The sequence below is a fragment of the Sanguibacter massiliensis genome (genome assembly GCF_900240335.1).
In the GTDB taxonomy this organism is placed as follows: domain Bacteria; phylum Actinomycetota; class Actinomycetes; order Actinomycetales; family Cellulomonadaceae; genus Flavimobilis; species Flavimobilis massiliensis.
In genome coordinates, this window is sequence record NZ_LT964979.1 from 482066 (window position 1) to 504883 (window position 22818).

General features: G+C 71.9%; 23 protein-coding genes and 1 other RNA gene. 16 read left to right on the forward strand and 8 right to left on the reverse strand.

The features are described 5' to 3' along the window. Positions 1-29 precede the first annotated feature (29 nt). The 3 genes from C1729_RS02305 to C1729_RS02315 all read left to right on the forward strand — a co-directional run bounded on the left by C1729_RS02305 (position 30) and on the right by C1729_RS02315 (position 1636). The gene (locus C1729_RS02305; protein ID WP_102508332.1) at positions 30-392 is read left to right on the forward strand and encodes an ArsR/SmtB family transcription factor; all 363 of its coding nucleotides are present in this window, start codon (positions 30-32) and stop codon (positions 390-392) included. Position 393: 1 nt separating this feature from the next. After that, a complete protein-coding gene (locus C1729_RS02310; RefSeq protein WP_102508333.1) occupies positions 394-1323 on the forward strand; it encodes a cation diffusion facilitator family transporter in 930 nt (309 codons plus the stop codon). 73 nt (positions 1324-1396) lie between these two features. Continuing rightward, positions 1397-1636, forward strand: a complete 240-nt coding sequence (locus C1729_RS02315) for a glutaredoxin family protein (protein WP_102508335.1) — start codon at positions 1397-1399, stop codon at positions 1634-1636. A 142-nt stretch (positions 1637-1778) separates the two neighbouring features. On the opposite strand, the gene C1729_RS02320 is transcribed toward C1729_RS02315, so the two are convergent. After that, positions 1779-2765, reverse strand: coding sequence for a diaminopimelate dehydrogenase (locus C1729_RS02320; RefSeq protein ID WP_102508337.1), 987 nt, complete (start codon positions 2763-2765; stop codon positions 1779-1781). A gap of 531 nt (positions 2766-3296) precedes the next feature. Between C1729_RS02320 and C1729_RS02330 the strand changes: the two genes are divergently transcribed. The 5 genes from C1729_RS02330 to C1729_RS02350 all read left to right on the forward strand — a co-directional run bounded on the left by C1729_RS02330 (position 3297) and on the right by C1729_RS02350 (position 7026). Beyond that, positions 3297-3614: a GH36-type glycosyl hydrolase domain-containing protein gene (locus C1729_RS02330; protein WP_102508341.1), complete on the forward strand. Its 318-nt coding sequence runs from the start codon at positions 3297-3299 to the stop codon at positions 3612-3614. Between the two features lie 111 nt (positions 3615-3725). Then, positions 3726-4577 carry an SDR family NAD(P)-dependent oxidoreductase gene (locus C1729_RS02335; protein ID WP_102508343.1) on the forward strand — a complete coding sequence of 284 codons (852 nt, stop codon included), beginning with the start codon at positions 3726-3728 and terminating at the stop codon, positions 4575-4577. Between the two features lie 5 nt (positions 4578-4582). Continuing rightward, entirely contained in the window at positions 4583-5434 is an 852-nt protein-coding gene (locus C1729_RS02340; protein ID WP_102508345.1) for a Nif3-like dinuclear metal center hexameric protein, read from the forward strand. A 126-nt stretch (positions 5435-5560) separates the two neighbouring features. Further along, entirely contained in the window at positions 5561-6301 is a 741-nt protein-coding gene (locus tag C1729_RS02345; RefSeq protein ID WP_102508346.1) for a zinc ribbon domain-containing protein, read from the forward strand. 2 nt (positions 6302-6303) lie between these two features. Beyond that, complete coding sequence (locus tag C1729_RS02350; protein WP_242493678.1) at positions 6304-7026, forward strand: histidine phosphatase family protein; 723 nt, start codon at positions 6304-6306, stop codon at positions 7024-7026. A gap of 35 nt (positions 7027-7061) precedes the next feature. Here the strand turns inward: C1729_RS02350 and C1729_RS02355 are convergent, their stop codons facing one another. Continuing rightward, entirely contained in the window at positions 7062-7832 is a 771-nt protein-coding gene (locus C1729_RS02355; protein ID WP_165375400.1) for a YaaA family protein, read from the reverse strand. 60 nt (positions 7833-7892) lie between these two features. On the opposite strand from C1729_RS02355, the gene rnpB reads away from it, so the two are divergent. The 3 genes from rnpB (at position 7893) to C1729_RS02370 (ending at position 9292) form a co-directional block, all read left to right on the forward strand. Continuing rightward, positions 7893-8264, forward strand: an RNA gene (gene rnpB, locus C1729_RS02360) — RNase P RNA component class A. A gap of 102 nt (positions 8265-8366) precedes the next feature. Next, complete coding sequence (locus C1729_RS02365; RefSeq protein ID WP_102508348.1) at positions 8367-8801, forward strand: DUF2510 domain-containing protein; 435 nt, start codon at positions 8367-8369, stop codon at positions 8799-8801. Positions 8802-8917: 116 nt separating this feature from the next. Beyond that, positions 8918-9292 carry an STAS domain-containing protein gene (locus tag C1729_RS02370; RefSeq protein ID WP_102508350.1) on the forward strand — a complete coding sequence of 125 codons (375 nt, stop codon included), beginning with the start codon at positions 8918-8920 and terminating at the stop codon, positions 9290-9292. Positions 9293-9322: 30 nt separating this feature from the next. Here C1729_RS02370 and ppgK read toward each other — a convergent pair whose 3' ends face one another. Then, a complete protein-coding gene (ppgK, locus tag C1729_RS02375; RefSeq protein WP_102508352.1) occupies positions 9323-10093 on the reverse strand; it encodes a polyphosphate--glucose phosphotransferase in 771 nt (256 codons plus the stop codon). After that, the gene (map, locus tag C1729_RS02380) at positions 10090-10965 is read right to left on the reverse strand and encodes a type I methionyl aminopeptidase (protein WP_102508354.1); all 876 of its coding nucleotides are present in this window, start codon (positions 10963-10965) and stop codon (positions 10090-10092) included. The genes ppgK and map overlap by 4 nt, the downstream gene beginning before the upstream one ends. 92 nt (positions 10966-11057) lie before the next feature. Between map and C1729_RS02385 the strand changes: the two genes are divergently transcribed. Both C1729_RS02385 and C1729_RS02390 read left to right on the forward strand, forming a co-directional pair. Further along, positions 11058-11351: a hypothetical protein gene (locus C1729_RS02385; protein WP_340637930.1), complete on the forward strand. Its 294-nt coding sequence runs from the start codon at positions 11058-11060 to the stop codon at positions 11349-11351. Continuing rightward, complete coding sequence (locus tag C1729_RS02390) at positions 11344-12285, forward strand: hypothetical protein (protein ID WP_102508357.1); 942 nt, start codon at positions 11344-11346, stop codon at positions 12283-12285. Before C1729_RS02385 ends, C1729_RS02390 begins: the two co-directional genes overlap by 8 nt. A gap of 66 nt (positions 12286-12351) precedes the next feature. On the opposite strand, the gene panB is transcribed toward C1729_RS02390, so the two are convergent. Together panB and C1729_RS02400 are read right to left on the reverse strand one after the other, a co-directional pair. Continuing rightward, positions 12352-13188: a 3-methyl-2-oxobutanoate hydroxymethyltransferase gene (gene panB, locus C1729_RS02395; RefSeq protein ID WP_102508358.1), complete on the reverse strand. Its 837-nt coding sequence runs from the start codon at positions 13186-13188 to the stop codon at positions 12352-12354. Further along, positions 13185-14891 carry an NAD+ synthase gene (locus C1729_RS02400; protein WP_102508360.1) on the reverse strand — a complete coding sequence of 569 codons (1707 nt, stop codon included), beginning with the start codon at positions 14889-14891 and terminating at the stop codon, positions 13185-13187. The genes panB and C1729_RS02400 overlap by 4 nt, the downstream gene beginning before the upstream one ends. Before the next feature lie 101 nt (positions 14892-14992). Between C1729_RS02400 and C1729_RS02405 the strand changes: the two genes are divergently transcribed. Further along, positions 14993-16330, forward strand: a complete 1338-nt coding sequence (locus C1729_RS02405) for a glutamine synthetase family protein (protein ID WP_102508362.1) — start codon at positions 14993-14995, stop codon at positions 16328-16330. Between the two features lie 16 nt (positions 16331-16346). After that, entirely contained in the window at positions 16347-19433 is a 3087-nt protein-coding gene (locus C1729_RS02410) for a bifunctional [glutamine synthetase] adenylyltransferase/[glutamine synthetase]-adenylyl-L-tyrosine phosphorylase (protein ID WP_102508364.1), read from the forward strand. Here the strand turns inward: C1729_RS02410 and C1729_RS02415 are convergent. Both C1729_RS02415 and glnA read right to left on the reverse strand, forming a co-directional pair. After that, positions 19421-20623, reverse strand: coding sequence for an AI-2E family transporter (locus C1729_RS02415; RefSeq protein WP_242493679.1), 1203 nt, complete (start codon positions 20621-20623; stop codon positions 19421-19423). The genes C1729_RS02410 and C1729_RS02415 overlap by 13 nt on opposite strands. Before the next feature lie 108 nt (positions 20624-20731). Beyond that, a complete protein-coding gene (glnA, locus tag C1729_RS02420; RefSeq protein WP_102508366.1) occupies positions 20732-22156 on the reverse strand; it encodes a type I glutamate--ammonia ligase in 1425 nt (474 codons plus the stop codon). A 166-nt stretch (positions 22157-22322) separates the two neighbouring features. Here glnA and C1729_RS02425 point away from each other — a divergent pair, with 166 nt between their 5' ends. After that, on the forward strand, positions 22323-22757 hold the full coding sequence (locus tag C1729_RS02425; RefSeq protein WP_102508367.1) for an RDD family protein: 435 nt from the start codon (positions 22323-22325) through the stop codon (positions 22755-22757). The last annotated feature ends 61 nt before the right edge of the window (positions 22758-22818 follow it).

Genomic DNA, 22818 nt, shown 5'->3' on the forward strand with positions numbered 1-22818 from the left:
TCATCGTCGCGCACCGATAGGATCGGCTCATGGCGATGAATCTCACGGGCGTGGAGGTCGACGTCGTGGCGACGGCCACGTACGCCCATCTCTTCGACGCGCTCTCCGACCCCACCCGCCTCGCGATCCTCCAGCACCTCGCGACAGGCGAGCACCGCGTGCGCGACCTCGTCGAGCACCTGGGCCTCGCGCAGTCGACCGTGAGCGCGCACCTCGCGTGCCTCAAGGAGTGCGGGCTCGTCGCGGCCCGGCCCGAGGGGCGCTCGACGGTCCTCAGCCTCGCCGCACCGGCACCCCTCGCCGCACTCCTGCGGGCGACCGAGGACCTCCTCGGCGCGACGGGTGCACGCGTGAGCCTCTGCAGCCACCTCGTGCGACCGGAGGAGAGCTGACATGAGCCACGGACACGACCACAGCCACGTGGGCGACCCCGCGGCGCCCGGGCACCGCCGCCGCATCGCGATCGCACTCGGGGTCACGGCGACGATCCTCGTCGCCCAGGCCGTCGGGGCTCTCCTCACCGGCAGCCTCGCGCTCCTCACCGATACCGCCCACATGCTCACGGACGCGGGCGGGCTCGCGGTCGCGCTCGTCGCCGCGACGCTCATGGCGCGCCCTCCGACCGAGCGGCTCACCTGGGGCTTCCGGCGCGTCGAGGTCCTCGCCGCGCTCACGCAGGCGGCGGTGCTCCTTGCGGTCGGCGTCTACGCGGCGGTCGAGGGCGTCCGACGCCTGTGGACGCCGCCCGAGATCGCACCAACCGAGCTCCTCGTCTTCGGCGTCGTCGGGCTCGTCGGCAACATCGTCGCGATCGCGGTGCTCGCGTCGGGCCGCGACGCCAACCTCAACATGCGTGCCGCGTTCCTCGAGGTCGTCAACGACGCGCTCGGCTCCGTCGGCGTCATCGTCGCCGCGATCGTCATCCGCACGACGGGCTGGCTCCAGGCGGACGCCCTCGCGGGCCTGCTCATCGCGGCGCTCATCGTGCCGCGCGCCGTGACGATCCTCCGCGAGGCCGGCGGCATCCTCCTCGAACAGACCCCGCGCGGCCTCGACCTCAGCGAGGTGCGCGAGCACATGCTCGGTGTCGACCACGTCGTCGACGTCCACGACCTCCACGCGTCGACCGTCGCGACGGGGCTGCCCGTCATCTCGGCGCACGTCGTCGTCGACGACGAGTGCTTCCGGACCGGCCATGCGCCCGAGATCCTCCAGCGGCTCGCCGAGTGCGTCGCGACGCACTTCCCGGTCGCGCTCGAGCACTCGACGTTCCAGATCGAGACGGCCGAGCACGCCGCACAGGAGACCCATCGGCACGGCTGACGCGTCGGCCGACGTACCGTGGAGGGAGACGCGTGCCCGCACGGGTGCGCACCTGAGACCGGAGGAGGACCCCATGGCCGGGACTATCACCATGTACGGCGCGGACTGGTGCGGCGACTGCACGCGCGCCAAGGCGCTGCTTGACCGCGAGGGTGTCGCGTACACGTATGTCGACGTCGAGGCCGACGAGGCCGCGCGCGAGCGGGCGATCGAGATCGCCGGGCGTCAGAACATCCCCGTCATCGTCTTTGACGACGGTTCGCACCTCGTCGAGCCGTCAAACCCCGAGCTGCTCGCCAAGGTGCGCGGCTGAGTCGAGCGTGACGCCCGCGGCGCGCGTGCGCCGCGCCGGGTGGCGTCCACGGTGTCAGGATGGCGCTTGCACACCCGTCCCGACGGATCCACGGCGGCACCTCGACAGAGGGGCCGCCGTGGATCTGTCGGAAGGGCTGGACTCAGAGCAGGTCGCGCCGGAGGTCGGCGGCCGAGCGCGGCGAGAGCAGCGCGGGCGGTACGTCGAGCAGCGTCACCGCGCCCGTCTCGCCGCGCGCCTGGAGTCGCGCGACCGCGCGCGCCGAGGCGACGAGGACGGCCGCGGTGAGCTCGGGGTTCGACTCGAGCCGCAGCGAGTACTCGACGACCTGGCGCGTCCCCGCGGAAGTCTCGGCGGCACGGATGACGAAGCCGCCGTGCGGCATGCCGGCGTGGTCGCGGGCGAGCTCGTCGGCGTCGACGAACGTCACGGTCGTGTCGTAGTCGGCGAAGTAGTCGGGCATCGTGACGATCGCCTCGCGCACGGCGGCGCCGTCCGCGCCCGGCTCGAGGACGACGAAGCACTCGCGCGTGTGCTTCTCGCGCGTCGTGAGCGTCGGGCGCGCCCCCGAGCGCACGGCGTCGACGGCGGCTGGCACGGGGTGCGTGTACTGGACGCCGGCCGCGACACCCGGCACGCGCCGGATCGCGTCGGAGTGGCCCTGCGAGAGGCCGCGGCCCCAGAACGTGTACGTGTCGCCGTCGGGCAGGAGCGCCTCGCCGTAGAGCCGGTTAATCGAGAAGAGACCCGGGTCCCAGCCTGCGGAGATGAGCGCGACGTTGCCGCCCGCGCGGGCCGCGGCGTCGACGCGCTCGAAGTGCTCGGGGATGCGCGCGTGCGTGTCGAACGAGTCGACGACGGGCAGGAAGCGTGCGATCGCGGGCGTCTGCTCGGGCAGGTCGCTGCGGGAACCGCCGCAGCAGATCGCGACGTCGATGCCGTCGGCGTCGCTCTTGAGCGCGTCGAGAGGCCGGACTGTCGCTTCGGGGGTGACGGGGGTGACGGCGGCGGGGTCGCGCCGTGTGTAGATGCCGACGAGCTCGGCGTCGGCGGTCTTGAGGAGCGCGGCCTCGACGCCGCGGCCGAGGTTGCCGTGGCCGACGATCGCGATGCGCAGGGGGCTGGTCATGGGGAGTCCGTCCGTGCTCGGGGAAGGTTCGGTAGGTCACGCTACCGGTCGGCGCGATCCTGGTGCCGCGTGTCGCGCGGAGGGTCTGTGCGAGGGTGACAACGACTGTTGGGCTTCCCAACAAAGATCGGCCGGCGGCCGCCGAAGGTCGCCGACATCCACGATGTCCCATCCCACCCCGAACGCGGCGCCGTCCGGCGGTGCTTCAGCCGTCGTCCTCGCCGCGGGTGCCGACGACGAGTCCCGTGCGCTCCTCACGAGCACGCTCGGCGACGCGACCGTCGTCGAGTTGGCGCTCGCCAACGTGCGCGCACTGCTCCCCGCCGACACCTCGGCGCTCCTCGTCGCCTACGCCGACATCGTCCTGCGCCGCCTCTCCATGCCGCGCAAGAACACCGACACGCACATCGCATTCGGCACGGGGGGCTGGCGCGCGGTCAACGGCGAGGGCTACACGCTCGGCAACGTCCGCAAGCTCTGCCAGACCAACGCGAACGAGGCGACCCGCAAGCGCATCGACCTGACCACGAGATGTACGGCAAGGCGCAGAACCCGTGGCTCACGGGGACGGCCGGCTGGATGTACACGGCGGCGACGAAGTACATCCTCGGCGTGCGCCTCACGCTCGACGGTCTCGTCGTCTCCCCGTCGATCCCGAAGGACTGGGACGGCTTCGAGGTGACGCGTCAGTGGCGCGACGCGACGTACGAGATCGTCGTGACGAACCCGAACCACGTGAGCTCGGGTGTCGCCTCGATCACGGTCGACGGTGTCGCCCAGGACCCGACGGCAGCGATCCCGGCCGCTCCGGCCGGCTCGGTCGTCAAGGTCGAGATCGTCCTCGGCTGACGTCTCACCGACGCCCGGTCCGGCGCGCCCCCGCGGTGCGTCGGACCGGGTGTCGTCGTTCGTGCGGTCGGTCTGGCCGCACGGTGTTCGACGGTGGGGGAGGATGTCGACATGAGACTCGACCTCACGGGCACGTCGGTGCTCGTCACCGGTGGCGCGCTCGGCATGGGCCGCCTCTACGCCGAGCGGGCGCTGCGCGAGGGCGCCGGGCACGTCGACCTGTGGGACCGCGACGCGGAACGCCTCGCGGCGACGGCCGCCGAGCTCGCGGCGTCCGCCCCGGACGCGCACGTGTCGACGACCGTCGTCGACATGGGCGACGTGTCCGCCGTCGTGGCGGCCGCGGAGACGCACCTCGCGGAGCGCGGGGTGCCTCACGTCGTCATCAACAACGCCGGTGTCGTGCGGGGCGCGCTGTTCTGGGAGCACGACGTCGAGCGCGACGTCGTCGGCACGATGGCGATCAACGCGGTCGGGCCCATGGTGCTCGTGCGGACCCTCCTGCCCGCGATGCTCGCCGACGGTGCCGATCGTCGGATCCTCAACGTCGCGTCGGCCGCGGCGACGCTCTCGAACCCGCGGATGAGCGTGTACGCGGCCTCGAAGTGGGCGCTGCTCGGCTGGTCCGACTCGCTGCGGCTTGAGCTCGAGCGCACGGGCAACGGGCATGTGCGCGTGACGACGTTCTGCCCGTCCTACATCTCGACCGGTATGTTCGAGGGCGCGAAGGGTCCCTTGCTCACGCCGCTCATGAGGCCCGAGGTCGCGGTCGACCGTGCGTGGCGAGCGATGCTCGCGGGGCGCGCGCAGCGGCTCACCCCGTGGACGGTCGGGCTCGGGAAGACGGTGCGCGGACTGCTGCCGCTCGCCGCGTGGGACGTCGTCGCGGACAGGGTTTTCAAGGTCTACGGGTCGATGGACGACTTCCGAGGCCGTGCATCCGCTCCTGCGGGAAGGGACTGAGAAGCGTGTCGCAGCCGACCCTCGGCGAGGTCGTCGACCTCGTCCACTCCTGGTACCCGCCTGCGACCGCCGAGGGGTGGGACGCCGTCGGGCTCGTCGCGGGGGACCCCGCGGAGCCGGTGCGGCGGATCCTCGTCGCGCTCGACCCGGTCGCGGCGGTCGTCGACGGGGCGCTCGCGTGGGACGCGGGCCTCGTGCTCACGCACCATCCGCTCCTGCTGCGCGGCGTGCACGCCGTGACGGCTGACGACCCTAAGGGCGCGATCGTCCATCGCCTTGTGCGTGGCGGGTGCGCGCTCCTCGCGTCGCACACGAACGCGGACGTCGCTGACGGCGGCGTCGCGGAGGCACTTGCGGGCGTGCTCGGGCTCGTCGACGTGCGGCCTGTCGTGCCGGACGACGCCGACGCGACGACGGGTGCCGGCCGGATGGGCGAGCTGCCCGCGCCCGCCACGCTGCGCGCGTTCGCGGCGCACGCGGCCGCTGTCCTGCCGGCGACGCCGCAGGGGCTGCGTGTCGCGGGCGACCTCGACGCCGAGGTGCGGACGATCGCGGTGCTGCCGGGCTCGGACGACACGCGTTTCGCGGAGGCTGCCGCGGCGGGGGCCGACGTCTACGTGTCCTCCGACCTCAAGCACCACCCCGTCTCCGAGCAGCGCGAGCGAGCGCTCCTCGGCGACGGGCGGCCCTTCGTCGTCGACACCGCGCACTGGGCGAGCGAGTCGCCGTGGCTGCGGGTCGTCGCGTCCCGGCTTGCGGCAGCGCTCGCCGCGCAGGGGCACGACGTCGAGGTGCGCGTGAGCGAGCTGCGGACCGACCCGTGGACCGCGCGCGTCGCGTCCCCGGGGCACCCCTAGCTCCCCAGCGGCACGCTCCCGTGCGCAGCGATCCGAGGTGGGGGCCGGACCCGATAGCGTGGACCCCAGCATGCACCGGCGCTGGCCTCCTGGCCCGCGCCACCCTTCCGACCCGAGGAGAACCTCATGGCGACCGCTCCCGCCGCGGACCAGGCTCGGCTGCTCGACGTCCAGGCGCTCGACACGCGACTCGACCAGATCGCGCACAAGCGGTCGCACCACCCGACGCTCGCGCGGATCGCAGAGCTCGACGGTCAGCTTGCCGACCTTCACGCGTCGCTCGTCGCGTCGCGCACCGCGGTCGCAGACCTGCGCCGTGAGCTCACCAAGGCGGAGGACGACGTCACGCAGGTGCGTGAGCGCGCCGAACGCAACCAGAAGCGGCTCGACTCCGGTGCTGTCTCGGCGAAGGACGCGACGGCGCTCCTCAGCGAGAACGAGTCGCTCGCGAAGCGTCAGGAGGTGCTCGAGGAGATCGAGCTCGACGTCATGGAGCGCCTCGAGGCCCACGAGACCGCCCTCGCGGGCGTCGAGCAGGCGCACAGCGAGCTTGTCGCGGCACGTGAGGGCGTCGTCGCCGAGCGCGACGCCGCGTACGCCGAGCTCGACGTGGAAGCCCGTGACGTCACGGCGCAGCGTGCGACCACGGTTGACGGGCTCGACACGACGCTCGTGACGACGTACGAGAAGCTGCGCGCCCGCCTCGGCGGCGTCGCGGTCGCCGCGCTGCGTCATGGCCGGTCGGAGGCGTCGGGCATGCCGGTGAGCCCCGTCGAGCTCTCGCGCATCAAGGCTCTCGGCCCCGACGAGCTCGTCTACTGCGAGGACACGGGCCGGCTGCTCGTGCGCGGCGAGGACGCGTTCTGACCGTGTCCGGTCCGCACCAGCCTGCGCCCGCGTCGACGCCGTCGCAGCACGCGTCCTCCGGCGGCATGCGCCGGGGTGCGTCGACGGGCGAGCCCGCGACGTTCGTCGTCGTCCGGCACGGCCGCACCGCAGGGACCGAGGCCGGTCTCTGGACGGGCGGGACCCAGCCCGGTCCGGGCCTGTCGTCCGGCGGGAGGATCGACGCCGCGCGGGCGGCCGACCTCGTCGCGCGCATCGGTCGCGACCGGTGGGCCGATCTGCCGCGCGTCAGCGAGATCCTCGCGTCGCCGACGGTCCGCACCCAGGAGACCGCGGCCGCCATCGGGAGGCGGCTCGGGCTCCACGTCGGGACCGAGCCCGACCTGCGCGAGGTCAACCTCGGCGCGTGGGACGGCCTCACGGGCGAGCAGATTGACGCGCTCGTGCCGGGCGCCGTCCGCACATGGCACGCCGAGGGGACGCTCGTCGCGCCCGGAGGGGAGTCGCCCGCTGAGGTCGCAGAGCGGGTGGACGCGCTTCTCGCGCGTCTCGTCGCGGGTCGTGAGGGGCGGGCGACGGTGCTCGTCGGCCACACGATCGTCGTGAGGTCCGTCGTCGCGTCGGTGCTCGGGCTGCCCGCGTCGTCGATCAGCCGCGTGCGGATTCCGCCCGGCGGCGTCGTCATCGTGCGACGGTGGGCCGACGGCGTCGGGGAACTCGTCGCGAGCGGCGTCGTCCCAGGCTGACGCCCGGGTCCTGGCCAGGTGAGGTCGCCGTGGCGTCAGACGACGAGCTCGAGCGTCGACGCGCCCCCACGGCCGGCATGGAGCGTCGCCTCGCGCAGCGTGCCCCCGACCATCTCGGTCGCGGCCTCGAGCAGCTCGGCCGCGGTCGTCGGCGGCTCGCCCGCGCGGCGCAGCAGGTGACCGGTGAGCAGACCGCGCGTGTGCTTGGCGTTGTGCGAGACGACCGAGCGGCGCCCGTCGAGCTCGCGGAGGACCTTGACGGTGACGTGCTCGGCGCCGCGCGGCCGGTAGGCCGCCGCGTAGGCCGCCGAACGGCAGTCGACGACGACGTCTCCCGCGGCGCGCTCGTCGAGGCAGCGCAGCGGATTGCGCCAGAAGCGCGCGAGCGGGCCGATGCCCGGAAGGTCGGTGCCCATCGAGAGACGGTAGGCGGGGATCGCGTCCGTTGGGGTGACGACGCCCCAGAGAGCCGACACAGTGAGGACGGAGCGGAGGCGCGCTGCGGCCCGCGCGTCCGTGAGCGCACCGGCGAGGTCGGCCGCCGCGTAGAGGACGCCCGTGTAGACGCGCGCCGCAGGGGCGGCAGGCGCGAGCTCGAGGTCGACGTTGCGTGCGACCTCGCCCGCGAGGCTCGCACCGACACCGAGGACCTCGAGGGCGTCTGGGAGCGCGGAGACCGCGGCGAGGGCCTCGAGGACCTTGCGCCGCTCGGCGGTGAGGTCGGGGAGGGTGAGGGCGTCGAGGTCGACGGGGGAGCCGGTTGTCGGGGCGGATTTGCCTTCGGAGGGCGGCAACAGGACGATCACGCCGTCCAGCGTAGTCGGTGCGGAAGGCCGCCCGGAGCGGGGTAGTGTGGGGCCTGCAGACGAGCCGGCCGGGCGGCCGCGTGACGCCTTCGGGCGTCCCGAGGAACGTCCGGGCTCCATAGAGCAGGGTGGTGGGTAACGCCCACCCGGGGTGACCCGCGGGACAGTGCCACAGAGAACAGACCGCCCGTCCTCGGACGGGTAAGGGTGAAACGGTGGTGTAAGAGACCACCAGCGTGCCGGGTGACCGGTGCGGCTCGGTAAACCCCACCCGGAGCAAGACCAGACAGGATGTGTTCGAGGGTTGCTCGCCCGAGCATCCGGGTAGGTCGCTCGAGCCGTGCGGTGACGCACGGCCTAGATGGATGGCCGTCACCTGCACGAGGGCGACCTCGGCAGGCACAGAACCCGGCGTACAGGCCGGCTCGTCTGCATCCACCTCATGAGTGCGCACTGTTCGCGCACGCTCCGCCGTGGCACCATCGGGGCGAACCGCTCGGGCCGGCCGTGGCGGACCGGAACGACAGGGGCATCATGACGGACGAGCGTGCACGCGGCTGGTACCCGGACCCGGACGCCGCAGGGTGGGTGCGCTACTGGGACGGGGAGTACTGGAAGGACTCGCGCCGCGACCCGGCCACGCTCGCAGCGGTGTCCGCTGTCGGCCCCTTCACGGCGGCAGTCTGGTGCCTGGGTATTGCGGTCGCGGTCGAGACGTTCGTCTCCCTCGCCGCCGGCAACGTCGCGACCTTCGCGTCCGTGTCGGAGCTCGGCCCTGACCAGGGCAGCTCGCTCGCGGCAGCGGTCGCCGTCGCGGGCGGGTTCCTGCTCGCCGCGATCTTTTGCGCCCTCGTTGGGGCACGTCGCCTCGCACGCCAGGTGTCGTCGCTCCATCGGGCCGTCGTCGAGTCACCAACGGCGCATGCCGTTCCGGTGGCGTCGCCGGACGGGCCCGACGCTGAGCGGTGAGCACCCCGTGCCGATCCGTCGCCTTCCCGCCGCGTGAGTGTCATGTAACGGTCAAGGCGTGTTCTTGCTCGAGTCGGTTGCGTGTGGCAGTGTCGACCACGAAGCAGGAGGTGGCCATGACATCCACGGGGTTCAACGACGAGCACCACGGCACCATCGAGATCCGTGTCGACGACGACCGCGCGAGGCTCGTCCTCCGCGGTGAGATCGACGGGGCACGGCGCGACGAGGCGAGCCGAGCGCTCGCCGCGGTCGTCACGGCAGCCGTGCCGGTCGAGATCGAGACGGCCGAGGTGACGTTCATCGATTCCTCGGGAATCGCGTTCCTCGTGCAGATCCAAACGATCGGTGCCGATGAGGGCTTCCCCGTGACTCTCATCGAACCGTCGGAGATCGTCATCGACGTCCTGCGGATGATCGGTCTCGACGACCGCTTCGGGCTCGAGCCGAGCGCGACGGCCGCGAACGAACTCATCCGCCTCGTCAGCTGACCAGACCAGCGCCCAGACGGGTCCAGCCCGTCAGAGGCGGGCACCGCCCGAGAGGGCCGCAGCTCCGACGATCCCGGCACGGTTGCGCAGCGTCGCCGGGACGATGGGCGCCGTAAGGTTGAGGAGCGGCAGGAAGCGCTCGTGGTGCTTGGAGATGCCGCCGCCCACGACGAGGAGGTCGGGGGAGAAGAGCATCTCGAGCGTCGAGTAGTACCGCTGGAGGCGCTCGGCCCACTGGGGGTACGAGAGGTCCTCGCGCTCGCGCGCCGACTCCGCGGCGCGCGACTCCGCGTCGAACCCGTCGATCTCGAGGTGACCGAGCTCGGTGTTCGGCACGAGCGTCCCGTCGACGATGATCGCCGAGCCGATGCCGGTGCCGAGTGTCGTGACGATGATCGTGCCGTCCACCCCGCGGGCTGCCCCGAAGAGCGCCTCGCCATAGCCCGCCGCGTCCGCGTCGTTGACGGCGTGCACGGGCCGACCGAGCGTGTCGGAGAGGACGTCGGAGAGGTGGACGCCCGTCCACGACTCGTCGAGGTTCGCGATGAACGTGATGCGCCCGTGGTGGATCGGCCCGGGGAACGCGACGCCGACGGGCGTCCCGGACGGCAGGTCGAACCCGTCGACGAGCTCGCGGACGACGGCCGCGACGGCTGCCGGGGTCGACACGCCGGGGGTGGGGATGCGGACGCGGTCCGCGGTGAACTCGCCCGTCGTGAGGTCGACGGGGGCACCCTTGATGCCTGATCCGCCGATGTCGATGCCGAAGGCGATCTGGGGGGTGGTGTCGAGGTGGCTCATGGCAGCGTGAGGATCTCCGTCCCGGTCTCGGTGACGAGGACGGTGTGCTCGAACTGCGCGGTGCGCGAGCCGTCCTTCGTGAGGACTGTCCAGCCGTCCTCCCACTGCACCCACTCGTGGGTGCCGAGGGTGAGCATCGGCTCGATCGTGAAGACCATGCCGGGCTCAATGACGTCCGCGTACGCGGGCGCCGAGTCGTAGTGCGGGATGATGAGTCCCGAGTGGAAGGACTCGCCGACGCCGTGGCCGGTGAAGTCCCGCACGACGCCGTAGCCGAAGCGTGCGGCGTACTTCTCGATGACGCGGCCGATGACGTTGACCTCGCGGCCCGGGCGGACGGCCTTGATGCCGCGCATCATGGCCTCGCGGGTGCGTTCGACGAGCAGCGCGTCGTCCTCGCTGATCTCGCCGACAGCGAACGTTGCGTTGTTGTCGCCGTGGACGCCGTCGATGTACGCGGTGATGTCGATGTTGACGATGTCGCCCTCGACGAGCACGGTCGAGTCGGGGATGCCGTGGCAGATGACCTCGTTGACGGAGGTGCACAGCGACTTGGGGTAGCTGCGGTAGCCGAGCGTCGACGGGTAGGCGCCGTGGTCGCAGAGGAACTCGTGGCCCACACGGTCGATCTCGTCGGTCGTCACGCCCGGGGCCACGGCAGCGCCTGCGACCTCGAGAGCCTGAGCGGCAAGGCGTGCGGCGACGCGGATGCGTTCGATCGTCTCAGGCGTCTTGATCTCGGACCCCGTGAAGGGGCGCGGTGCGGGACGGTCGACGTACTCGGGCCGGGCGATCGAGGCGGGGACGGCACGGCGGGGGCTGACGGCCCCGGGTTCGAGCGGGTCGCGGGAACGTCGGGGTGTCGTCGTCATGCAGGTGATTCTACGTGGGCCGACGCGCGGGCGGGCCCTGCCGACGCGGTGGGCGGCGTTCCGCGCGCGGGGACGCCCTGAGGGAGTAACCTATGCCCCGCAAGGGGCGCGGCCCGGCGACCGCCGGCGCTGATCCACGGCGCAGGCGCGCCACTGACGAAGAGGTCACGATGGGGCACGGGCCTGACGACGACGTCGAGTTTTTTTACAACCTCACGACGGGTGAGGTCGAGCAGGGGCGGCAGCATGCCGCCCAGCACCTCATGGGTCCGTACCCGACGCGCGAGGCCGCTGCTGCGGCGCTCGAGAGCGCCCGTGCCCGCACGGAGGCGTGGGACGCCGCGGACGAGGCGGAGCGCGACGAGTGGGACGACGACGATGAGTGACGCGCGCAGCGCGAGCCCGCTCACGGTCATGGTGGCGGCTGCGACGGCGCTCGTCGTCCTCGTGTGCGCGATCGCGGCCGTGTCGATGCTCACGGGCCGTCCCGACGCTGCGGGCACTGCCGGTGCGACCGTAACGGGCGTCCCTGACGGGCCGGCCGTCACTGCGGTCTCGCGTGATGACGCCGCGGGGCGTCCCGCGCCGGGCGACGGGCCGACGGAGGCGTCGGGCACCGCGCTCGAGCTTGCGGCGGCAGCGGTCACGGGCGCGCTCGGGAGCAGCACGTGCGAGGACGCCGCCGCCGACACGGCCGCGCTCCTCGCAGCGATGAGTGGGCTCGGCGAGCCCGCGACGTGGATCGACCGCGGTGGGCTCGACGGCGCCGTCGGCCAGCCGGTCGAGGCCTTCGCGGAACGTTGCGGCTCGGCGCACGCGTCGGCCGTCGTCGGTGCGCTCGGGCTGCCCGCCGTCGTCTCCGGGCCGCTCGCCGCGTACGTCGCCAACGGTGGCGCACGCTCGAGCGTCGACGCGTCGGCGGCGCGCGATGAGCTCGCGGTGGGTGTGCCCGCGAACCTTCTCGTCGGTGAGTCTGCGTCGCGCAGCGTCCAGCAGTTCATGCTTCCGTCGGGCAACATCGCGTGCGCGATCGGCGGCGACGGCGCGCGGTGCGAGATCGCGGACGCCGACTTCGGCACGGACCCTGCGGGTGCGTGCACGGGCCGCTGGGGCGGCCTCATCACCGTCGGCTCGGGCCCGGGGTCACCCGAGTGCCTCGAGGGCTGGTCGGCGCTCGGCGGCGGCACGGTCCTGCGCTACGGCGAGTCGACGCGCGCGGGAGGGTTCTCGTGCGCGTCCTCGGTCGAGGGCGTCGCCTGCCGCAACGACGCGACCGGGCACGGGTTCTGGCTCCGTTCGAGCGCGTTCCTCGTCTTCTGACGGGGGCGAGACCACGGTCGAGCGCCCGGCCCCGCACGCGCGGGGCCGGGGCGCTCGATTGTGAAGTCAGCTCGTGTAGGTGTGTTCCGGGCCGGGGAACGTCCCGCCCGTGACTTCGGCGACGTAGTCTTTCGCGGCCTGCGAGAGCGCCGCGCCGACCTGCCCGAACTGCTTGGCGAAGCGCGGGGACCAGTCATCCATGCCGGCCATGTCGAGCCACACGAGGACCTGGCCGTCGCAGTCGGGCCCGGCGCCGATGCCGATCGTCGGGACGTGGAGGATCTCGGTGACGTCGCGCGCGACGGGAGCGGGCACCATCTCGAGGACGACGGCGATCGCGCCAGCCTCCTGGAGCGCAAGCGCGTCGGATTTCAGCTGCTCGGCCGCGTCGCCGCGCCCCTGGATGCGCTTGCCGCCGAGGACGTTCTCGGACTGCGGGGTGAAGCCGAGGTGGCCGACGACCGGGATGCCGGACTGCGTGAGCAGCCGCACCTGGTCGGTGATGCGGCGTCCGCCCTCGATCTTCACGGCGTGGACGCCCGCCTCCTTCATCATGCGGACGGCGCTCGCGTGAGCCTGTTCGGGCGACGCCTCGTAGGTGCCGAAGGGAAGGTCCGCGACGACGAGTGCGCGGCGTGCGCCGCGTGCCACGGCGCGCGCGGCCGGGATCATCTCCTCGAGCGTCACGGGCAGCGTGTTTTCGTGGCCGAGCATGTTGTCGGCCATGGAGTCGCCGACGAGGAGCATGTCGACGCCCGCGTCGTCGAAGATGCGCGCGGTGGGCAGGTCGTACGCGGTGAGCATCGTGAGCCGGCGCCCGTCATCCTTGGCCTCCCTCAGATGGTGGACGCGTACCCGGCGGGGCGGTGTCGTCGTGCCGGGCGTGGGAGTGGGGTCGCTCATGGCTGCTCCAGGTTCGGGGTCGTGGTGCTCGGGGTGGGGGCCACGTCAGGGGTCGGTGGTGTCTCGCGCCGCCGGCTCGTCACCGGCAGGCGACGGGCGCGGCCGAACGCGACCGCGCTGATCTTGGGCCCCGGCGGGTACTGTCGGCGCTTCCACTCGGCGCGGTCGACGAGCCGGAGGACAAGGGCGATCGTCGCGGGGTCGTGCCCGGCGGCCGCGAGGGCGTTGTGGCCGAGGTTGCGGCCCACGTAGTCCTCGAGGACAGCGTCGAGGCGGTCGTACGGTGGCAGGGAGTCCTGGTCGACCTGCCCGGGGCGCAGCTCGGCCGACGGCGGCTTCGTGATGGACGACTCGGGGATCGGAGGGATCTCACCGAGGTCGAGCGCATGGTCGTCGCGCCAGCGGGCGAGCGCCCAGACGCGGGACTTGAGGACGTCCTTGATCGGGGCGTAGCCGCCGACGGCGTCGCCGTAGATCGTCGAGTAGCCGACGGCGAGCTCGGACTTGTTGCCCGTCGCGAGCGTGAGGTGGCCCTCTGCGTTCGAGAGGGACATGAGGATCGTGCCACGGACACGCGCCTGGAGGTTCTCGGCGGCGACGCCGTCGAGCGGCAGGTCGCGCATGAACGCGTCGACGGTTCCGCCAATCGGCTGGACGCGGTAGTCGGCACCGATTCGCTGCGCAAGGTCGGCCGCGTCGTCCTTCGAGTGCTGTGAGGAATAGGCCGACGGCATGGAGACCCCGACGACGTTCTCGCCCCCGATCGCGTCCGCGGCCATGACGGCGACGAGCGCGGAGTCGATGCCGCCCGAGAGACCGAGGACGACCGAGCGGAAGCCGTTCTTGCGGATGTAGCCGGAGAGGCCGGCGACGCATGCGCGGTAGACCTCCTCGTCGGGGTGGAGCGGAGGAGCGACGCGTCCTCGGCGCAGCGCGCCGCCGCGCGTCGGTACGTCGTGGACGAGGAGGTCGGGCGTGAACTGCGGCGAGCGGGCGACGACCTCGCCCGCGACGTCGAGGATAAAGCTGCCGCCCTCGAGGACGAGGTCGTCCTGGCCTCCAACCTGGTTGACGTAGGCGACGGGTGCGCCGAGGGTCGCGGCGACGCGGCGTGCGTGCCGGAGCCGCTCGTGGTCCTTGCCCTCCTCGTACGGGGAGCCGTTGACGACGACGACGAGGTCGAGGCGAGCGTCCGCGAGCTCGGCGACGGGGCCGTCCGCCCGCCACAGGTCCTCGCAGACGAGCAGGCCGACGCGGTGTCCGTCGACGTTGAGCACGGTCGTCGTCGTGCCCGCGGCGAAGATTCGGGCCTCGTCGAAGACGCCGTACGTCGGCAGGTGGCGCTTGTCGTACGTTGCGACGACGCGGCCGTCGCGGAGCGCGACGGCCCGGTTCGTGGGCCGGGGCCCGTCGGGCGTCGTCGTCGTGCCGAGCGTGCCGACGACGACCGTGACGTCGCCGTGCCCGGCCTCTGCGAGGTCGCGCGCGAGCACGTCGACCGCGGTCGCGGCGTCGTCGCGGAACGCGGCGCGCAGCGCGAGATCCTCGACGGGGTAGCCGGTGAGGGTCATCTCGGGCAGGGCGACGAGGCGTGCGCCGTCGGCCGCCGCAGCGGCGACCGCGTCGAGGACGAGGCGGGCGTTGCCCGCGAGGTCACCGACGCACGTGTCGGCCTGGGCGAGCGCGATGCGCAGGTCTGGCATGGCTCCAGCCTAGGACGTGCCAGCGACCGACGACGCAGGTGGACGCCGTCCGACGCGTGGTACGCAACGTGCTCGTAACACTTGTCGGGCAGGATGGGCGCATGGACAAGCAGCAGGAGTTCGTGCTTCGCACCGTCGAGGAGCGCGACATCCGATTCATCCGTCTCTGGTTCACCGACGTCCTCGGCATGCTCAAGTCCGTCGCGATCGCCCCGGCCGAGCTCGAGGGCGCGTTCGCCGAGGGCATCGGGTTCGACGGGTCCGCGATCGAGGGCCTCACCCGCGTCTACGAGGCCGACATGGTTGCGCGCCCCGACCCGTCGACGTTCCAGACGTTGCCGTGGCGCGGGGACCGCAACGGCACGGCACGGATGTTCTGCGACCTCCTCAACCCGGACGGCACGCACTCGCTCGCGGACTCCCGCTATGTCCTCAAGCGTGCGATGGACCGTGCGGCCGCCAAGGGCTTCACGTTCTACACGCACCCCGAGATCGAGTTCTACCTCTTCAAGGCTCCGCTCTCCGCCGGTGATCCGCTCGTGCCGGTCGACCAGGCCGGCTACTTCGACCACGTTGCGCGCGGCAACGCGCACGACTTCCGTCGTGCTGCGATCCAGATGCTCGAGTCCATGGGCATCTCGGTCGAGTTCTCCCACCACGAGGCGGGTCCGGGCCAGAACGAGATCGACCTGCGTTACGCGGACGCCCTGACGACCGCCGACAACATCATGACGTTCCGCACGGTCATCAAGGAGGTCGCGCTCGAGCAGGGCGTGTACGCGTCCTTCATGCCGAAGCCCATGGCGCAGCACCCGGGTTCGGGCATGCACACCCACCTCTCGCTGTTCGAGGGCGACCGCAACGCGTTCCACGAGCCGGGCGCGCAGCACGAGCTGAGCAAGACGGGACGCGCGTTCATCGCGGGCCTCCTCACGCACGCGGCGGAGATCACGGCGATCACCAACCAGTACGTCAACTCCTACAAGCGACTGTGGGGCGGCGCCGAGGCGCCGAGTTACATCTGCTGGGGCCACAACAACCGCTCCTCGCTCGTGCGCGTGCCGATGTACAAGCCGGGCAAGGGGAACTCCTCGCGCATCGAGTACCGTGCGCTCGACTCGGCGGCGAACCCGTACCTCGCGTTCGCGGTCCTGCTTGCCGCGGGGCTCAAGGGCATCGAGGAGGGGTACGAGTTGCCCGAGGGGTCGGCGGAGGACGTGTGGCTCCTCACGGACGCCGAGCGGCGTGCGGCCGGCATCGAGCCGCTGCCGCAGTCGCTCGACGAGGCCGTGCGCCTCATGGAGCGCTCCGAGCTCGTCGCCGAGACGCTCGGCGAGCACGTCTTCGACTTCGTGCTCCGCAACAAGCGTCAGGAGTGGGAGGCGTACCGCTCGCAGGTGACGCCGTTCGAGCTCGAGCGCTTCCTGCCCGTCCTGTGAGCGTGGCGGTCGACCGGTGAGCGTCCCGGGGCCCGGTGCGGGAGGCGGTCGGCGCGAGTCGGCCGGCGCACGTCTGCGCCGCGCGGGCTTCCTCGAGGTGGCGCGGGCCGAGTCGTTCCTCGCCGATGCTGCCCTTGCTCGCGTCGTCGTCGACACGGATGCGCTCGTCGTGGCGCTCGCTCCGGCCGCGGACCCCGATGCGGCGCTGCTCGCTCTCGTGAGGCTTGCGGAGGCCGTCGCGGGGCGCCCCGAGGAGGCGGCGCTCCGTCGTGCGCTCGCGACCGACGACGACGCCCGCGCGCGGCTGCTCGCGGTCCTCGGCGCGTCGGTCGCGCTCGGTGACGAGCTCGTCCGGCACCCCGACGTCCTCGGGGACGTGCTCGACGACGCCACGCCCCTCGGAGTCGACCCCGGTGCCGTGCGCGCCGAGCTGCTGCGGGCGGTCGGAGCGGACCCGTCGGCGGACGTGCCGGTCGCACTCGTCGGGGCGCTCTCAGCCGACGGCTCCGGGGAGGCGGCCTCGTCCGCCGACCTCGCGTCGGTGACCGACGTGATGCGTCGCGCCTACCGTCGGCGGCTTGCGCGGATCGCCGCACGGGACCTCGCGTCGCCCACGCCCGAGGACGTCATGCCTGCGGTCTCGGCGGCCCTCTCGGACCTTGCGGCCGCCGCACTCGAGGCGGCCCTCGCGATCGCACGGGCGGGCCTGCCGGGGCATGGTGCCGGGACGCGTCTCGCGGTCGTCGCGATGGGCAAGTGCGGGGCCCGCGAGCTCAACTACGTCTCGGACGTCGACGTCATCCATGTCGCCGAGCCTGTCGACGGCGGCGACGAGACCGTCGCCCTCCAGGACGGTGCGCGACTCGCGGCGGCGCTCGCGCGCATCTGTGCGCAGCCGTCGGGGGAGCCCCCGCTGTGGGCGGTCGACGCAGCGCTGCGGCCCGAGGGCAAGGACGGGCCGCTCGTGCGGACCGTCGCGTCGCACCGCGCGTACTACGAGCGGTGGGCGAAGACGTGGGAGTTCCAGGCGCTCCTCAAGGCACGTCCTGTGGCGGGCGACGCCGCGCTCGGCCAGGCGTACCTCGACGCGGTCTCGCCGATGGTGTGGCAGGCGGTGACACGGGAGAACTTCGTCGCCGATGCGCAGGCCATGCGCCGCCGCGTCGAGAACCACGTCCCGGCCGCCGAGGCGGACCGGCAGGTGAAGCTCGGCAAGGGCGGCCTGCGTGACGTGGAGTTCACCGTCCAGCTCCTCCAGCTCGTGCACGGGCGCACCGACAGTTCGATCCGTGCGGCGACGACGCTCACGGCGCTCGACGCTCTCACCGACGCCGGCTACGTCGGGCGTGACGACCGGGACGAGATGGCACGCTGCTACCGCTTCCTGCGCGTGCTCGAGCACCGCCTGCAACTGTCCGGCCTCGCTCGCACGCACCTCCTGCCGACCGCGGAGACCGACCTGCGGCGACTCGCGCGCTCGGTCGGGCTGCGTGCTGGGGGTGCTGACGGTCTGCTCGCCGCCTGGCGCGACACCCGTCACGCGGTGCGTACGATGCACGAGCGTCTCTACTACCGGCCGCTCCTGCCCGCGGTCGCGCGCCTCTCAGCGACCGAGGTGTCGCTACGCCCGGAGGATGCTCGCGCGCGGCTCGCGGCGATCGGCTACCGCGACCCGGCGGGCGCGGCGCGGCACATCGCAGCGCTTACCGAGGGCGTCTCACGGCGTGCCTCGATCCAGCGGCAGCTGCTGCCCGTCATGCTCGGCTGGTTCGCCGAGGGCGCGGACCCTGACGCGGGGCTGCTCGCGTTCCGCGTCCTGTCCGACGAGCTCGGCTCGAGCCACTGGTACCTCAAGCTGCTGCGCGACTCGGGAACGGCCGCGCACCGGCTCGCACGGCTGCTCGCTGGTGCGCGCTACCTCGCGGACGCGCTTGCACGCTCGCCCGAGTCCGTGTCGTGGCTCGGCGACGACGCCGAGCTCGCGCCGCCCGGTGCGGAGCGGCTCGCGAACGAGATCGACGCGGTGCTCACGCGCTCGGACGAGGTCGAGTTCGCGACGCAATCGGTCCGCGCCCTGCGTCGACGTGAACTGGCCCGGACCGGCGCGGGCGAGGCGCTCGGACTCGTCGACGTCCTCGGTGCGGTCCGTGCGATCTCCGGGGTCACCGACGTCGTGCTGGCGTCGGCGCTGCGCATCGCTCACCACGCGGTCCGAGCGGAGCGCGGGCTCGACGGGCCGCTCGCGGACGTCCTCGTCGTCGGCATGGGGCGGCTCGGCGGTCACGAGTCGGGCTACGGCTCGGACGCTGACGTGCAGTTCGTCCACCGGGGGCGCGCAGGCGTCGACGAGTCCGACGCGCACTCGTACGCGACCGCGGTCTGCGCTCGGCTGCGCCAGCTGCTCGGGGAGGTCGGTCCGGAGCCGTCGCTTGAGGTCGATGCGTCACTGCGTCCCGAGGGTCGCAACGGGCCGCTCGTGAGGTCCGTCGCGTCGTTCGCCGAGTACCACTCACGGTGGTCCCTCGTGTGGGAGGCGCAGGCCCTCCTGCGGGCGCGCCGTGTCGCGGGCCCCGAGGAGTTGTGGGACGAGGTGGCTGCGATCGTCGACCCGATCCGCTACCCGCCGGAGCTGTCGCCCGAGAAGGCGCGGGAGGTTCGCCGGATCAAGGCACGTGTCGAGGCTGAACGGATGCCGCGGGGGAGCGACCCGGCGCGCAACGTCAAGCTCGGACGCGGAGGCCTCGCGGACGTCGAGTGGACCGTCCAGTTGCTTCAGCTCGAGCATGCGGGGCGGGTGCCCGCCCTGCGGACGACGTCGACACTCGACGCTCTCGACGTCCTCGCCCACGAGGGACTTGTCGAGGCCACTGACGCCGAGGTCCTGCGCGAGGCGTGGCTCCTCGCGTCGTCGGTCCGTCACGCGAACGTGCTGTGGTCGGGGCGCGCGGACGGTGCGGGCACGGACGTGCTGCCCGCGGCGCGGCGTGACCTCGAGGGCGTCGCGCGACTTCTCGGGCGCGACGCGAACGACCTCGAGGAGACGTACCTGCGGACCGCGCGCCGTTGCCGCGCGGTCGTCGACCGCGTCTTTTACGGCGCCTGAGGCGACCCGGGCGCGTCGTCGTCCGCCGCGATCGTCGGGATCCGCACGACACCGTCGTCAGGGTCCGCGGTGCCCTTCCACCCGTCGGCGGGCTCGTGCTCGCGGAGCATCGCCGAGTCGACGAGCTCGTGCCGACGGAGGTACGTCGATGCGACGGCCTGGATCGTCGCGGCGACGGGCAGCGCGAGGAACGCGCCGAGCGCCCCGAAGACGGCCCCGAACGCGAGGACGACGACGAACGCGACCGCCGGGTTCATCTCGAGTGCCTTCTGCGAGATCTTCGGCGAGAAGATGTAGTTCTCGATCTGCTGGTAGACGACGATGAAGACGAGCACCGCGAGCGCCTTCATGGGGCTCTGCGCGAGCGCGAGAAGGACCGGCAGAGCGCCACCGATGTACGTGCCGATCGTCGGCACGAACTGCGAGACGATGCCCGTGAAGAGGGCGAGCGGCAGCGAGTACGGGATGCTGAGGATGATGAGGAAGACGAGCGTGAACGCCGTCGAGAGGAACGCGAGCACGAGCCGCGAGTTGATGAAGCCCGAGACCTTCACCTGCGTGATCTCCCACAGGTGGAGGACCGTCACCTGGTTGCGGGGCGCGAGCCACGAGCAGATAGCGGCCCGGAACTTCGGCCCGGCGGCGCACAGGTAGTAGACGACGAGGCCGATCGTCATGACGGCGAAGATGAAGCCGAGCAGCGAGCTGCCGATGCCGAGCGCCGACGACGCGATGTCGTCACCCCAGCCGTCGATCGCCTGACCGAGCAGTTTCTCCTTCTCGGGCAGCTCGGCGCCGAAGCTCTCGGACGCCCACGTGCGGATGTTCTCGTAAATCTGAGGGACGGACTTGCCGAGTTCGATGACCTGCGTGACGAACATCGTCCCGAACATTGCGATCATCGCGACGATCGCGAGGAACGCACCGCCCATGACGACCCCGGTCGCGGCGCCGCGCTTCCACCGGTGACGCACGAGCCACGCGATCATCGGCTCGAGCATGAGCGCGATGAACAGAGCGATGACGAGGTTCGTGAAGAGGGCCGTGAGCATCCCCATCGCACGCCACGCGAGGACGCCGACGATGACGGCGACGACGGCCATCGCGAGGGCCTTCGGCAACCAGCGTGGGGGCCGTGCCGCAGGGTCGACCTCGTCGAGGTAGCGCGGCTGGACGTCGGGAACGGTCACGGGGTCCTCCAACGGAGCATGGTACGGGCAGAGCGAACCTACCGCAACGACGGCGGGGCCCGCGCGCAGGATCTGCGTGCGGGCCCCGCCAGGAACGGCTAGCTGATGTCAGCAGTCGTAGTAGAGCTCGAACTCGTGCGGCGTCGGACGCAGCTGGACGGGGTCGAGCTCGTGCGTGCGCTTGTAGTCGATCCACGTCTCGATGAGGTCGGGCGTGAAGACGCCGCCGACGGTGAGGAAGTCGTGGTCCTCCTCGAGGGCCTTGAGCGCCTCGTTGAGGCTGCCCGGGACCTGCTGGATGAGCGCGTGCTCCTCCGGGGGCAGTTCGTAGAGGTCCTTGTCGATCGGCTCCGGCGGCTCGATGCGGTTCTTGATGCCGTCGATGCCCGCGAGCAGCTGGGCCGCGAACGCGAGGTACGGGTTGGCTGACGGGTCCGGAACTCGGAACTCGACGCGCTTCGCCTTGGGGTTCGAGCCCGTCACGGGGATGCGGATGCACGCGGAGCGGTTGCGCGCCGAGTACACGAGGTTGACCGGGGCCTCGTACCCGGGCACGAGGCGACGGTAGGAGTTCACCGACGGGTTCGTGAAGGCGAGCAGCGCGGGCGCGTGCTTGAGGAGACCGCCGATGTACCAGCGCGCGATGTCGGAGAGGCCGCCGTAGCCGGCCTCGTCGTAGAAGAGCGGCTTGCCGTCCTTCCACAGCGACTGGTGGGAGTGCATCCCGGAGCCGTTGTCCCCGAAGAGGGGCTTCGGCATGAAGGTCACGGACTTGCCGGCCTCCCACGCGACGTTCTTGATGACGTACTTGAACTTCATGAGGTCGTCCGCAGCCGCGGTGAGCGTCGAGAAGCGGTAGTTGATCTCCTGCTGCCCGGCCGTGCCGACCTCGTGGTGGGCGCGCTCGACCTCGAGGCCGACCTCGTTGAGCACCGCGCACATGTCGTCACGCAGGTCGGCCATCTGGTCGTTGGGGGAGACGGGGAAGTAGCCACCCTTGTAGCGCGTCTTGTACCCGAGGTTGCCGCCCTCCTCCTCGCGGCCCGTGTTCCACGCGGCCTCCTTGGAGTCGAGCGAGTAGAACGCGGAGTGCTGGGTCGTCGCGAAGCGCACGTCGTCGAAGACGTAGAACTCGGCCTCGGGAGCGAAGAACGCAGTGTCGGCGATGCCCGTCGAGCGCAGGTAGGCCTCGGCCTTGAACGCGACGTTGCGCGGGTCGCGCGAGTAGGCCTCGTCCGTGAAGGGGTCGACGATCGAGAAGTTCACGATGAGCGTCTTGCGCTTGCGGAACGGGTCGACGTACGCGGTCGTCACATCGGGGATGAGCTTCATGTCCGACTCGTGGATGGCCTGGAAGCCGCGGATCGAGGACCCGTCGAACATCATGCCGTCCGTGAAGGCGGACTCCTCGAACTGCGCGATCGGAATGTTGAAGTGCTGCATCACTCCGGGCAGGTCGCAGAAGCGCACGTCGACGAACTCGACGCCTTCGTTGCGCGTGAAGGCGATGGCCTCCTCGGCGGTGGTGAACATCCGTAGCTCCTTGGGGAGAGTGGGTCGCCCTCGATCGGGCAGGTCCCAACCTAGGAGGGCACGATTTCTCGACCGTGACCCTGATGTTTCGGACGTGTTACGCGTGCGGCCCGCACGTGAGTTCCGTGTGAACGGAAGCACCATGCGGCCCACGTAGGCTGGTGCCGTGGTCTCGAGAGAAGACATCGGCTCATGGTTGGAGGGCGCCCCGACGGGCGACGGCCCGGCGGGCGAGAGGCTCGGGCTTCCCGCGGACGGCCCGGGCTCGCTCGCAACCCTCGGGCGGCGCGTTCCCGCGCTGTTCCTCGACTGGTTCGCGTGCATGGGCGTGTCGGCGCTGTTGTTCGACGGGAATGCGACCGCGACGCTGCTCGTGTTCCTCGCCGAGAACGTTGTGCTCGTCGGGCTTCTCGGCTTCACCGTCGGTCACAGGATCTTCGGCATCGGTGTGCGCCGGCTCGACCGTGCGCCGTTCGTCGGGCCGCTGCGTGCCGCGGTGCGGGCGGTCCTCCTGTGCCTCGTGATCCCCGCCGTCGTGTGGGACGGCGACGGTCGTGGCCTCCACGACCGCGGTGCGGGCACGGTGCTCGTGCGGCTCTGACCGCGTCCGGATGCCCCGACGACGTGAGGCGCCCACCCCGGTCGGGGTGGGCGCCTCACGT

Coding starts and splice junctions, on each gene's coding strand:
- C1729_RS02305 (WP_102508332.1), top strand. CDS start 30: ATGGCGATGAATCTCACGGGCGTGGAGGTCGACGTCGTGGCGACGGCC.
- C1729_RS02310 (WP_102508333.1), top strand. CDS start 394: ATGAGCCACGGACACGACCACAGCCACGTGGGCGACCCCGCGGCGCCC.
- C1729_RS02315 (WP_102508335.1), top strand. CDS start 1,397: ATGGCCGGGACTATCACCATGTACGGCGCGGACTGGTGCGGCGACTGC.
- C1729_RS02320 (WP_102508337.1), bottom strand. CDS start 2,765: ATGACCAGCCCCCTGCGCATCGCGATCGTCGGCCACGGCAACCTCGGC.
- C1729_RS02330 (WP_102508341.1), top strand. CDS start 3,297: ATGTACGGCAAGGCGCAGAACCCGTGGCTCACGGGGACGGCCGGCTGG.
- C1729_RS02335 (WP_102508343.1), top strand. CDS start 3,726: ATGAGACTCGACCTCACGGGCACGTCGGTGCTCGTCACCGGTGGCGCG.
- C1729_RS02345 (WP_102508346.1), top strand. CDS start 5,561: ATGGCGACCGCTCCCGCCGCGGACCAGGCTCGGCTGCTCGACGTCCAG.
- C1729_RS02365 (WP_102508348.1), top strand. CDS start 8,367: ATGACGGACGAGCGTGCACGCGGCTGGTACCCGGACCCGGACGCCGCA.
- C1729_RS02370 (WP_102508350.1), top strand. CDS start 8,918: ATGACATCCACGGGGTTCAACGACGAGCACCACGGCACCATCGAGATC.
- ppgK (WP_102508352.1), bottom strand. CDS start 10,093: ATGAGCCACCTCGACACCACCCCCCAGATCGCCTTCGGCATCGACATC.
- map (WP_102508354.1), bottom strand. CDS start 10,965: ATGACGACGACACCCCGACGTTCCCGCGACCCGCTCGAACCCGGGGCC.
- C1729_RS02385 (WP_340637930.1), top strand. CDS start 11,058: ATGCCCCGCAAGGGGCGCGGCCCGGCGACCGCCGGCGCTGATCCACGG.
- C1729_RS02390 (WP_102508357.1), top strand. CDS start 11,344: ATGAGTGACGCGCGCAGCGCGAGCCCGCTCACGGTCATGGTGGCGGCT.
- panB (WP_102508358.1), bottom strand. CDS start 13,188: ATGAGCGACCCCACTCCCACGCCCGGCACGACGACACCGCCCCGCCGG.
- C1729_RS02400 (WP_102508360.1), bottom strand. CDS start 14,891: ATGCCAGACCTGCGCATCGCGCTCGCCCAGGCCGACACGTGCGTCGGT.
- C1729_RS02405 (WP_102508362.1), top strand. CDS start 14,993: ATGGACAAGCAGCAGGAGTTCGTGCTTCGCACCGTCGAGGAGCGCGAC.
- glnA (WP_102508366.1), bottom strand. CDS start 22,156: ATGTTCACCACCGCCGAGGAGGCCATCGCCTTCACGCGCAACGAAGGC.